The sequence below is a fragment of the Bacteroidales bacterium genome, from assembly GCA_035353855.1.
Taxonomy (GTDB): Bacteria; Bacteroidota; Bacteroidia; order Bacteroidales; family CG2-30-32-10; genus DAOQAK01.
In genome coordinates this window covers 36,244-49,284 of record DAOQAK010000030.1, presented here as the reverse complement: position 1 = coordinate 49,284, position 13,041 = coordinate 36,244, and the positions used below count along the sequence as shown (strand labels likewise).

Genomic DNA, 13,041 nt, shown 5'->3' with positions numbered 1-13,041 from the left:
GTGCATCTGACTACGGATCAGAAGGTTGGGGGTTTGAATCCCTCCGGAGTCACTAGAAAATCAAAGCTATCCGTCATTCGGATAGCTTATTTTTTTATTCTTTATCTTGTTTTATTAAAACAAATAAAAAATTATATTAAACAATTCAACATTATTGCATCACTATATTTTTAATAAAGTTTACTTTTGTTTTTAGGATAATAATTATGATTATTAAAAATTCAATAAAAATATTGTCATTCATAATATGTGTTGCTTATTCGTCTGAAGCAATATGTCAATGTTCATTTAATGATAAAAAGGATGAAGTACAATTATTCAAAATAAAACAAAAAGATAAAAAATATAATTTATTACAATTACCGGATGACGATAATGATAATGAAAACGGTCTTTATATAGGAGCTGATTTGGGTTTTTATTTTGCCAACCGTTATACCGCTTCAAATTATAATGGCTCGGGACGAAACAATCTGGATTCAGTAATTAATTATTATCAAAATTATACTCGTATCAAGGAAGCATTGCTGTATGATTTCAGTCTTGCTGAATTACCAGCAAAAATGCATTACTCCCCTGCTTTTGCACTGGGCGTGTACTTTAAGTATGCTATTAAGAATTCAGGAATAATTATGCAATTCCATTTTTCCAAATTAAAAGCAAAAGATGTGTTCACACTGAAAGTAGATGATCCGAATAATTTTTCATCAGATCCTGTTTACAAACAGGAATCAATTTGGGGAAGTGAACAGCGCGCATCAATTGATATAGGCTATTCATACATGTTTAATCCCGAAAGTAAATACCGTCCTTTCATTCAATGTGGCATTAACCTTACCAATACAAAATATATTGAGAATAAAATAAATATTGAAGGAATGGAATTTTCACTCACGAGCTTGTATTACTTATACTATAAACTAGAACAAGGTGGTGTAGGAGTTGGCGCTTTTGGCGGTGGCGGAATGAATTTAATTTTCAGTGAATCGATTTCTGTAATGCCTACATTAAACATTTATTATTCACAGGTTAAAATGGGCAATTATACTGCGCCTCACCTGAATTACACATTTTATATTTCTACGATCTTAAATGGGATTTTATAACTATAACAACTATTGTTATGAATAAAAAAGCAAAAACAGCAAGGCTTTCCATATTATCGAATACATTTCTGATAATCATGAAAATTATTGCAGGAATTTTAAGCGGTTCCGTAAGTATTATTTCTGAAGCCATTCACTCTCTTATGGACCTGGTTGCAGCTGTAATCGCATTCTTATCAGTAAGAGTAAGCGATAAAGCTCCCGATGAAAAACATCCGTATGGACATGGAAAATATGAAAATATAAGTGGCGTACTCGAAGGGTTACTTATTTTTGTTGCAGCTATATGGATCATTTATGAAGCTATTCAGAAAATAGTACTTCAAAATGAAATAGAAGAATTAGGTATTGGATTTTTTGTGATGTTCATTTCTTCTGTTGTTAATTATATAGTATCGCGAAGACTATATAAGGTTGCCAAAGAAACAGATTCCATTGCTTTAGAAGCCGATGCATTGCATTTAAAAGTTGATGTGTATACCTCTTTGGGTGTTGCTGTTGGACTGGCATTAATATGGATTACCGATTATCATATTCTCGACCCTTTAATAGCAATACTTGTAGCTACATTTATCTTGCGGGAATCATTTATACTTTTAAAAAATGCATATTCTCCTTTACTTGATGTTAAACTTCCCGACGAAGAAATAGAAATCATTAAAGAATCCATTAAATCAAAATCATCCGGTGTTGGAAAATTCCATCAGCTACGAACCCGTAATGCCGGGCATCTTAAATATGTTGATTTACATTTAGAGGTTCCCGAAAACCTTTCCGTTCAACAGGCTCATGATATATGCGATTTAATTGAAAAGGATATAGAAAGTAAAATACCAAACATCGAAGTTTCCATTCATGTTGAACCGTTAAAAAAGTAAAGAAGAAGAATAAAATTATTTTGCAGAAGTAGTTGTTCCGGCTTTATAATATTTCATTGCTGTAGGCAAAAATTCTTTACATGCTTTGATCCTGTTTTCATCACTTGGATGTGTACTCAGAAATTGAGGAACCGTAGCGCCACCTGTAAGTTTTGACATCCGTTCCCAAAATTCTATTGATTTTGAAGGATCGTAACCGGCATAAGCCATAAACACCATTCCCAACTTATCAGCTTCATATTCATGCTGACGTGAATATGCTAATGTTCCCAGTACTGAACCAACTCCATAACTCATCAGGAAAATATTCTTTGTTTTTTCAGGTTGTTGTTGCATTGCTACACTTAATCCGATACCGCCCATAAGTATTACCATTTGCTGACTCATACGTTCATTGCCATGACGTGCAACGGCATGGGCTATTTCATGACTCATAACAACTGCAAGGCCTGTTTCATCTTTCGTATAATCAAGTATTCCTGAGTATACAACAACTTTACCTCCGGGCATGCACCATGCATTAACAGTTGCACTATTTACCAAATTAAAATCCCATTTATAATTTTGTATTCTTTTTGAAAACCCTTTTTCTTTCATAAGGTCAACAACGGCTGTTTTAAGCTTACCTCCTACACTTTTTACCATTATTGTATTTTTTTCAGTTGCTGCTGCCGGTGGATTCTGTGTTAAAAATTCCTGGTAACTGGTAAGCGCCATGCTGAGCATTATACTTTCGGGTAATAATTTTAATTGTTTTCTGTTCGTGATAGGAACTTTTGAACAGGAAAATATAATTACTGCAAGCAATATCATGCTTACAATGACTTTGTGTTTTCTCATATGATTAATGATTATAATTTTTCTATTGTAGCCGTAAGTCCGCTTTCAAGTAATTGCTTGCACATTGGTTCCAGTACATCATGAGGGGCGGTTTTTACAGTACATCTACCTTTGTGATGAACAATCAGTGTGCATTGCTCTGCCTGCTCGGGCTCATGTTTGCAAACATCCATTAACGTTTTGATTACAAAATCAAAAGTGTTGAAATCATCATTATGAAGAACAAGTTCACTTACTGAAGTCTCTTTTTCTTCATTTCTGTGTTTCGGTCTTGTTTTATGTTCTACCATAGTTACTGAATTCGAAATTCAAAATTAATAAAAAAATACAGATTATTACTTAATTATTTCAATAAAAATAAGGTTTTACAATGTTAACATATAGTGTACCGTATCGTAACAGTAGTTGTATGAAAAAAAATTATACCGATAGAAAAATCAAATACCGGCAAGTTTTTTCCAGGTATCGTGTTCCATTTCAATAATATTGATTTCTATTCTTTCGGCTTCTTTATTAATATCATCACCGTTTTTATAATCTGAAATTTCTTTGTTTTTAAAATTTGCTTCTTTGTAAATATTGCTATAGAAATAACGGTAAAAGAAAAGGTCATCATAATTTGTGATTTCGGGAGGAACACCAACAACATTAATTTTTTCCATTGCGAGGTATCTTCTTATTTTCGGAAAATAAAGCCAGTACAAATCGATGGTATCATGTTTAAACGTATCTATAGCAACCGGGCAGATACCAATTATCCGCATTTCGGAAACCATACGTTCATTATCGAAAAACCAATCTTCTTTTATTTTATAACCTATGAATTTAACGAAGTTTGAATTTATCTCAGAATGTTTTAATGGGGTGTTGAAATCATCATCTTTTGTATCATAAGCTGTAATGCTGTCTTTATTAATGTTGGTTGTGATAATTTTTTGAAGAATATTTTTTTCAAAAAGCAATGAATTATTTTCAGAAGGAATAAACCGCCATACACGCTTTGAAGTAACAATCATCTTTTCTTTTAACTGGAAATAATCAAGATAACCGTCGTTGTTATATTTTAAAACATAAGGTGTTATTTTAAATTGTTTTTCGGAAACCAGGTTATCGAATGTAAAAGGATTCTTATAATACCTTTTTATCAGCATGTTTCCTGTAGTATCCCAAAGTGTCCATTCTCCGTAGCGGTAATTATTTTTAAAATTTCCTTCCGCTTTTATTTTTCCATTTTTATAATACGACGTATACTTCCCGTCAATTCGACCTTGTGAAGTATGATAAATAAAAAGCATATCATTATCTCTGAAAACACACTCCTTCTGCTGAGCTTTCATATTGAATGAAAAGAACAGGAACGAAAAGAAAAAAATCACTATAGCATTTTTCATTTTTAATGTTTATTAGAATCGGTTTTATTACTAATTTTTATTTAAGTCTATTATGTTAAAGAATGTTATATTGAATACGAAACGTGAACATTCTGTATGCGGTTCATCCTTCGATTTACTCTGGATGACCGCTATTTCTAAATTAATTTGATACAAATTTTATTTTCTTAACTTGTTTCAGCGTAAGCAGATTCATTGGATTGCTTGTTAATCCAGAAATATTTTTTTGTGTAAAACGCAAAACCTGGTCGTAATATAAAATTACAACCGGTGCTTCGTCCATTGCAATTTTATTCATCTTAACATAATATGAATAGCGCAGGCTATCGTTGGTTTCGCGCTGAGCATTTTCGTATAACTTATCAAAAGTTGTATTGCTGAAATGCGTGTAGTTAGGACCTTGCGGACAATAATTTTTACTGTAAAAAAGTGAAAGATAATTTTCTGCATCAGGGTAATCGGCAATCCACGAACCACGAAAGAATGGCAGTTTTGAATTTGCAACCATTTCGCGCAATGTTGCAGGAGGATTCACTTCAATTTTTATTTTAATTCCAAAATCGGATAACTGTTGCTGGATGTATTCGCACAAGTCGAGGTATGTTGATGTAGTGCTTATCGAAATATCAGCTAAGCCATCGCCACCAGGATAACCCGCTTCTTTTAGCAGTTCACGGACTTTTTCGGGATTGTATTCATAACCTTTCATTGCAATCGAATCAAACGAAGGCATGCCAACGGGTATCATTCCATAATTACCGGGAGTACCAATATTGTTACGTAAATATTTTATCATCTTTTTCCTGTCGAAGCCATAATTAATAGCCTGCCTTATTTTTTTATTATAAAGAGGACTGTTTTTAAAAACTTCAGAAGCCGAATCAACAAGAAATCCGAGGTATTCTGTATTCAGGTATGGTTCAGTAAGCATATTAAACTGTGCCCGGTATTTGGGATTTAGTTTGCCTGAACGCGTAAGGAGTTCATCTTTATATGCCGGGTCGATGCTATTCAGGAAATCAATATTACCTTTGAGAAATTCAAGAAATACCGATTGTTTATCAGTGATGAAAGTAATAGCAACGGCATCGAGATAAGGCAAACGTTTATCCCCATCGTATTCAAAATAATTTTCATTTTTCACCAGAACAAGTTTCACTCCTTCTTTCCACATTTTAAATTTAAACGGACCCGTGCCGACAGGATTTTTCCTGAAATCTTTTCCGTAATTTTCAACTATCTCTTTTGGAACAACCGAACAGTATTGCATGCTTAGCAAGCCAAGAAAAGGAGGAAAAGGCTTTTTTAAAGCTATGAGTAAAGTAGAATCATTCAATGCTTTAAAATTAAAAGATTTATCGGTCATAGAATCGTTTACATTATTAAATATCCAGGCGCCGGGTGAAGCTAATTTGGGATCAATGATTCTGTTAAAACTATATACAAAATCTGAAGCAATGATTTTTCTTCCTTTGCTATTAAAAAATAGTTTATGGTCATGAAAGAAAACATCGTTACGTAAATGAAAAGTATAAAGCAATCCATCCTGTGAAATTTCCCATGATTTAGCAATACAAGGAAGAACTTGAAGATTATCGTCGAGCTGAACCAATCCATTATAAAGCTGATTACATGCCCATATACATGCCTGGTCTTTTGCAAATGCCGGATCGAGCGAAACTATTCCTGCTGCTTCATTGTAATGGAAAACAGTCTTTCCCTTATCCTCATTGGTGTTTCTGCTACATGAAACAATAAAAATCAAAAAGATAAAAAAAAGAAACAGTTTAGTCTTCATAAAAAAATTCTTTCAACACTTTAAATATTTCTCGCTTATTAACGCAGATAAATATCACTAATAATCGCAGAAGCTAATTTTCTTCAGCATGATTCAGCGTTTTATACCGACAGAAAAGAGTTTTGCAAAAATATTTTTTATTTTCTGTACGGTATAACTCGTTCTAAACAGTTTTGCCTTTGCAAACCTGATAAGAACGAGTATAATTTGCTATAATCTGCGAGAAAATAAAATTTAACTTTTAATTTATTTTCAAATGTAAATATAATTGAAAAAATTTTTATTGAATCGGAAAAGAAAAAATTCAACCTATCACTCATACCAATTGCCATTAGTTTATTAATTAGAAATAAATATCTACTTGCTGCGTTCGCCATGGCGAACGCAGCAATATACCGTTGATTATCACAGATGATAATATTTTCAGCGAGTATCCGTATTCTAATTTGCGAAAATCTGCGAGAAAATAAAATTTAATGATAAATTTATTTTTATACCGACAGAAAAGAGTTTTGCAAAAATATTTTTTGTTTTCTGTACGGTATAACTCGTTCTAAACAGTTTTGTCTTTGCAAACCTGATAAGAACGAGTATAAATGAAAGGGAAAAGGAAATTGTTTATAAAAAAACTATAGCATTTTTGATTTTACTTTTGCATAAAGCAATATCAATGACTTCAATCATTTCCTTAACATAGGTAAAGTTCAGCCCTTCGAGATAAACAGCTTTTATGTCTTCAATATCTTTACGGTTCTCTTCGGAAAGAATCAAGTTTTTTATCCCGGAACGTTTGGCGGCAAGAATTTTTTCTTTGATACCGCCAACAGGAAGTACGCGTCCGCGTAAGGTTATTTCACCGGTCATAGCCACATCGGTACGTATTTTTCGTTGAGTGAATGCTGATGCTATTGCAGTGAACATGGTTATCCCTGCCGAAGGACCATCTTTTGGTGTTGCACCTTCAGGTACATGAATATGAAGATTCCATTTTTCAAAAACATTCTCATCAATACCTAAACTTTTGGAATGCGATTTTAAATATTCATATGCAAGTGTTGCCGATTCTTTCATTACATCGCCCAAATTACCGGTCAATGTAAGGTTCCCTTTACCCTTGCTGATACTGGCTTCCACAAATATCACTTCTCCACCGACAGAAGTCCATGCCAGTCCTGTTGCTATTCCTGCAATATCGCCGGTAGCAGATTTCTCTTTTTGATAAACAGGAATACCAAGTATTTTAGCTAAGTCTTCTTTTGAAACACACTTATCGTATTTCTCATTCATTGCAATGAAACGGGCTTTATTCCTGATAATTTTAGCAATATTTTTTTCCAGGTGACGTACACCCGATTCACGTGTATAATTTTCGATGATGCTTTCCAGTATTTTTTTATTCAATACCAGCTGGTTTTCCTGAACACCATGTTCTTTTAATTGCTTAGGTAAAAGATGGCGTTTTGCTATCTCCAGTTTTTCTTCAATGATATATCCGCTGATATCGATCACTTCCATTCGGTCGCGTAGTGCCGGCTGTATAGTGCTTAATGTATTTGCTGTTGCAATGAACATTACATTGGAAAGATCGTAATCCACTTCAAGAAAATTATCATAGAAAGCAATATTTTGCTCAGGGTCGAGTACTTCAAGCAATGCAGAAGAAGGATCGCCATTTACATTATTCCCGCTTACCTTATCTATTTCATCAAGAACAAAAACAGGATTGGATGATTTGGCTTTTTTAATATTCTGAATTATTCTGCCGGGCATAGCGCCAATATATGTTTTGCGATGTCCGCGAATTTCAGCTTCATCGCGCATACCGCCAAGCGACATTCTTACATAATTCCGTCCAAGTGCACGAGCAATGGATTTGCCGAGCGAAGTTTTTCCAACTCCAGGAGGGCCTACGAGGCACAGTATTGGCGACTTCATATCGCCTTTTAATTTCAATACAGCAAGATGTTCTATAATTCTTTCTTTTACTTTATCCAACCCAAAATGATCTTCATCAAGAATTTCCTGGGCACGGTTCAAGTCGAAATTATCCTGTGTTAATTCATTCCAGGGTAGCTCAACCATTACCTCAATATAATTCATTTGAATGGAATACTCGGCAGCAGCGGGATTCATGCGTTGCAACTTGTTCATCTCGCGTTCGAATACTTCAGCAATTTCTGCTTTCCATTTTTTTGTCTTTGCTTTTTCTTTAAGAGCATTTATTTGCTGCTCATTAGGATTGCCGCCTAATTCTTCCTGAATTGTTTTTAATTGCTGGTTCAGTAAATAATCGCGCTGTTGTTTATCAAGGTCCACTTTTACTTTTGACTGGATCTGATTTTTCAGTTCCAGCATCTGGATTTCCTTAGTCAAATGGGTAAGCACAATATTGGCACGCTCAGTAAAATCAGACACTTCGAGCAAGCGTTGTTTTTCTGTAACACCTACATTTAAATTTGAAGAAATAAAATTCAGAAGAAAAGTAGGGCTTTCAATATTTTTAATAGCAAATGAAGCCTCGGAAGGCATGTTGGGAGAAAGCTTAATGATTTGAACAGACAAATCGCGAATTGACGACATGAGCGCTTCAAACTTTTCATCTTTCCTGGAAATGCTTACATTATTATAAGGAATTATCGATGCTTTGAAATAAGGTTCGGACTGTATGCATTCTTTGATCATGAAAGGTCTTTTGCCTTGAAGGATAACGGTAGAGCTTCCATCAGGCATCTGCAGCACTTTGAATATCTTTGCTATAGTGCCTATTGTATTTAAGTCGGAAAATTTAGGGTCTTCTACAGCAACATCTTTTTGCGATACAACGCCAATAACTTTATTTCCTTTATAAGTTTCTTTAACAAGGTTTATTGATTTGTCGCGGCTTACTGTAATCGGGATTACTACTCCCGGAAAAAGAACAGTATTACGCAACGGAAGAATTGGCAATATATCTGGCATTTCTTCAGCATTCATTTGTTCTTCATCTTCCGATGAAAGCAATGGAATAAATTCAGTGTCCTCGTCAATAAGATTAGGCAAATGGAAACTTCTAAAATCAATAGAATGATCTTTCATTAAAAAACTCCTTTCATGTCAAACTGTCAGAATTTTACGTATTTGTAGAGGAATTGCCCCTATGACAAGTACTATGCCAGTTTACAGGTTACGATATTCCCTTGTTAAATTGTATATGTTACGTAAAATATTTTTTTCGATTTCATCAAACACTAATCCCCTGCGTTCAAAAACCCTTTCAGCTACTTCAATCGCTTTATTGATTTCGAAAGTGGTCATACCTGTTGAAGTGCTGCCCCATGAGAAGGAAGGAATAAAATTGCGTTGGAAACCATGTCCGAATATACTTGAATTGATTCCTACTACTGTGCCGGTATTAAACATTGTATTGATGCCGCATTTGCTGTGGTCGCCCATAATAAGCCCGCAGAACTGCAAGCCGGTATCAATGAATTTTTTCTCCGGGTAATTCCAAAGTTTAACATTGGTATAATTATTTTTCAGATTTGAATTATTGCTGTCGGCGCCAATATTACACCATTCGCCAAGAACTGAATTTCCAAGGAAGCCGTCATGTGCTTTATTGGAATACCCGAAAATAACAGAATTGCTTACTTCCCCGCCTACCTTTGAATATGGGCCAATAGTTGTAGCGCCATAAATCTTTGCCAGCATTTTCACTATTGCAAATTCACCAAGAGCAAAAGGTCCGCGTATTACAGCGCCTTCCATTATTTCAGCATGATGACGAATATAAATAGGGCCATCGGTAGCATTCAGCACTGCGCATTCCATTTTCACATCGTGTTCTATAAAAATATTTTCAGGGCAAATCAGTGTATTGGTTTTGCTCACGGCATTCGACTCTTTATTTTTGGTAAGTAGTGCGAAATCTTCTTTTATGGCATCAGCATTTTTACTGAATATATCCCAAAGTTGCTGAATTTTGATATGAGGTACATTGGTTTCGATATCTTCAATATTTTCAGTGCTTTCAAGGTTTTCAATATCTTCTTCATTCAGATGAATAGCTATAAGATAATCATCATGAACCAATGCCTGGTTGCGTTTTAGCTTTTGAACCTGTTCAATAAGTTTTTCATTGGGGCAAACAGAACCATTGATTAAAATATTATGTTTTCCTTTCACCAGCGGATACTTTTTACTCAGGTATTCTTCTGTTAATGTAGAAGTTTTTACATCAAGCCATTTTTCCCATTTTTCGCGAATTGTAAGAATACCTATTCTTATATCGGCTACAGGTCGGGTAAACGTAAATGGCAACAAATCGGTGCGGTTTGGGTTGTCGAAAAGTATATAATTCATGTTAAAATATTTTGTCGTTGTTACAAAGTTATATTTATTTTTTCAGAAAGTGCGAATAAAATATTTACGAATAAAAATATTTTTTGTTACAAAAAAAATAAAATGGAAGGATAAAAAAAATCCCCCGGTATTCGGAGGATTTGAATATTTTTATTACTCAGCTTTTTTTTCGAGATGGGTTTTGTAACGATTTTTGAATTTATCAATACGACCGGCTGTGTCAACCAGTTTCATCTTACCTGTGTAAAAAGGATGTGAAGTATGTGAAATTTCAAGTTTTACAAGTGGATATTCTTTTCCGTCTTCCCATACAATTGTATCTTTTGTTTGTGCAGTAGATTTTGTCATAAATGAATATTCATTCGACATATCTTTAAAAACCACAAATCTGTATTCCTTAGGATGAATGTCTTTTTTCATAATGTTCTAATTAATTTCGGAGTGCAAAAGTATTAATTTATTTAATAAATACAAAATTTTTATGAAGAAAATTTTAATCCCTGCTATTTTGCATAACAAATGTAGATTTATTTTTTTCAAAACGAAGAAGAACATGTAAATAATTTCAGTAAGAAAGCTAAAGTATCCACGCCATCGGCATAATCCCATAATTCAGGTTGCTGGCTTTTCCCGAAAGGATATCCATTATTAAATATGTTTTCGTTTCCAATAACACATTGCAGTTTATCCTTTTCATCAGCAATATATTTTTTCACTTCTTCTGTATTTTTATACCTCTGATAATTCACAATCGCTATTGGTGATGAAAGTGCGGCATTTTCAGTAAAAAGCATAAAGTCATTATCAATATATTTAGTTTGATTCATCATGAATATGGATTTGTGATAATCATAATTATTCATGTATTTATTATGCATCGATAAACTATTGCGGTATTTCTGAAGAGCAGTGAAAATAATTGATATATCAGAATCTTCAGGAATAAAAACTTTTGAAACATTCCGGCATCCCAAACCAAAATACATACAAATGTCATCTGCTAATCCCGAAAGTTCGGATTCACTCTCCTGCCCTGTTAATATAGCTATGCTATTGCGGTTACGCCGAATTATATTAGGATATTTCCCGAAATAATAATCAAAGTAACGTGAAGTATTATCTGAACCTGTGGCAATAGCTGCATCAAAGTCTTGCGCTTTGCCTTCTGTAAAATGAATGTGTTCAGCAAAAGATGCTTCTGTTGAAATAAGCATTTCGGCAATTGCAGGTAATAATATATTATCATCTGAAGATAATTTTCCAACATAATTATTGCCGGAAATCAGTACAGAAAGAAAATCATGAAAACCTACCAAAGGAATATTTCCGGCAGAAACAACCAAAATATTTTTAGGATTTTGATTTTTTGTATCAGGGAATTTATATGCAGCGAGCCATTGCCGCAGCTTTTCTTCACTGAGCATTAATGCAATTGACCTTAAAGCAAACAAAATGTTTTCGCGGATAAACCAGTTATTCTGCTTGTAACTTTTTCGGATAATTTCATCAAAGCTTTCATCACCTCCGTTTTCAACGAGTTTGTTTATCTTTTCTCCAAGTTTAATAAATGCGGTTAAACTGTTTTCAGTATTTGACATTCCTTATAATTTTTCAACAAAAATATAAATACGTTTTAATGACAACACAATAATATGTTATTTTTGTCATTATATATTAAGCAATCGATTTTTATAATGAAAAAAGAATATTTCCTGTTATTATTGATTTTATTATCGTTCCAGCTATTTTCACAGAAAAATGCGAACTTTATTAAAGCGGAAGATTCTCTGCAAAAGCTCGGAACAATCATTATCGGCGGAGAAAATGATTTCATTAAATACAATGCTAACGAAAAATTCCTGTCATTACTGGGAAATACTTTATTACAAGAAAACTCTTTTGATTATCCTTTCGATTCGCTTATTACTATTGCCAGGCTTGTTTCGGAAGATAAGAAATTAAGAATATTTAACTGGAATCTTAGAAAAACTGACGGCACTTATGAATATTTTGGCATCATCCAGGCATGGAACAAGAAAGAAAAAAAATATTACCTGTATCCCTTAAAGGATAATTCGGATAAAATCACAACTCCTGAAATGCAGAACCTTACTAATACAAACTGGTACGGAGCACATTATTATAAAATCATTTATAACAAATCGCGAGGGAAAAAATACTACACACTGCTTGGCTGGGATGGCAATGATTTACTTTCACAAAAAAAAATTATTGATGTGCTTATATTCAATTCTAACGAAAAACCTGTTTTCGGAGCATCTATATTTAAATACAATAAAAAGCTTCAGAAACGAGTGATATTCGAGTATTCAACAACGGTATCCATGTCGCTGAAATATGAAAAACAATTTATGTATAGTGGTAAGAAAAATCGCAAAAGCATAGTAACTGATGGACTCAATATTGATATTGTAGATAAAGTTCCTGGTAAAAAAAGTCGCAACATGATTGTTTTCGATAGGCTTGCACCTAAAGACCCCAGTCTTGAAGGACAATACCAGTTTTACTATCCCGAAACCAATGTTTTCGATGCTTTTATCTTCAGAATGGGTAAATGGAATATGGTGAAAGATGTGGATGCCCGTATGCGCAAGAAGACCGGCGCCGAGAAAGCAAAAGTAAAAGCGATCATCAAAGAGCAGAAGAAACATCAGAGAAATTGATTA

At 33.8% G+C, this 13,041-nt stretch carries 11 protein-coding genes; 3 read left to right on the top strand and 8 right to left on the bottom strand.

Features of this window, described 5'->3' with window-relative positions:
* Window positions 1-206: 206 nt before the first annotated feature.
* Together PKK00_09085 and PKK00_09080 are read left to right on the top strand one after the other, a co-directional pair.
* On the top strand, window positions 207-1,106 hold the full coding sequence (locus PKK00_09085) for a hypothetical protein (GenBank protein ID HNW98547.1): 900 nt from the start codon (window positions 207-209) through the stop codon (window positions 1,104-1,106).
* A 17-nt stretch (window positions 1,107-1,123) separates the two neighbouring features.
* A complete protein-coding gene (locus tag PKK00_09080; protein ID HNW98546.1) occupies window positions 1,124-1,984 on the top strand; it encodes a cation diffusion facilitator family transporter in 861 nt (286 codons plus the stop codon).
* 15 nt (window positions 1,985-1,999) lie between these two features.
* On the opposite strand, the gene PKK00_09075 is transcribed toward PKK00_09080, so the two are convergent.
* The 8 genes from PKK00_09075 to PKK00_09040 all read right to left on the bottom strand — a co-directional run bounded on the left by PKK00_09075 (window position 2,000) and on the right by PKK00_09040 (window position 11,952).
* Window positions 2,000-2,824, bottom strand: a complete 825-nt coding sequence (locus PKK00_09075; protein ID HNW98545.1) for a M48 family metallopeptidase — start codon at window positions 2,822-2,824, stop codon at window positions 2,000-2,002.
* A gap of 11 nt (window positions 2,825-2,835) precedes the next feature.
* Window positions 2,836-3,114, bottom strand: coding sequence for an ATP-dependent Clp protease adaptor ClpS (locus tag PKK00_09070; GenBank protein ID HNW98544.1), 279 nt, complete (start codon window positions 3,112-3,114; stop codon window positions 2,836-2,838).
* 147 nt (window positions 3,115-3,261) lie between these two features.
* Window positions 3,262-4,215: a hypothetical protein gene (locus tag PKK00_09065; GenBank protein HNW98543.1), complete on the bottom strand. Its 954-nt coding sequence runs from the start codon at window positions 4,213-4,215 to the stop codon at window positions 3,262-3,264.
* A 142-nt stretch (window positions 4,216-4,357) separates the two neighbouring features.
* Entirely contained in the window at window positions 4,358-6,013 is a 1,656-nt protein-coding gene (locus PKK00_09060; GenBank protein ID HNW98542.1) for an ABC transporter substrate-binding protein, read from the bottom strand.
* A gap of 618 nt (window positions 6,014-6,631) precedes the next feature.
* Window positions 6,632-9,088 carry an endopeptidase La gene (lon, locus tag PKK00_09055; GenBank protein HNW98541.1) on the bottom strand — a complete coding sequence of 819 codons (2,457 nt, stop codon included), beginning with the start codon at window positions 9,086-9,088 and terminating at the stop codon, window positions 6,632-6,634.
* Between the two features lie 81 nt (window positions 9,089-9,169).
* Complete coding sequence (locus PKK00_09050; protein ID HNW98540.1) at window positions 9,170-10,354, bottom strand: GlmU family protein; 1,185 nt, start codon at window positions 10,352-10,354, stop codon at window positions 9,170-9,172.
* 153 nt (window positions 10,355-10,507) lie between these two features.
* Window positions 10,508-10,774, bottom strand: a complete 267-nt coding sequence (locus tag PKK00_09045; protein HNW98539.1) for a type B 50S ribosomal protein L31 — start codon at window positions 10,772-10,774, stop codon at window positions 10,508-10,510.
* Window positions 10,775-10,890: 116 nt separating this feature from the next.
* The gene (locus PKK00_09040) at window positions 10,891-11,952 is read right to left on the bottom strand and encodes an acyl-CoA reductase (GenBank protein HNW98538.1); all 1,062 of its coding nucleotides are present in this window, start codon (window positions 11,950-11,952) and stop codon (window positions 10,891-10,893) included.
* A 96-nt stretch (window positions 11,953-12,048) separates the two neighbouring features.
* Here PKK00_09040 and PKK00_09035 point away from each other — a divergent pair, with 96 nt between their 5' ends.
* Window positions 12,049-13,038: a hypothetical protein gene (locus PKK00_09035; protein HNW98537.1), complete on the top strand. Its 990-nt coding sequence runs from the start codon at window positions 12,049-12,051 to the stop codon at window positions 13,036-13,038.
* Window positions 13,039-13,041: the final 3 nt, after the last annotated feature.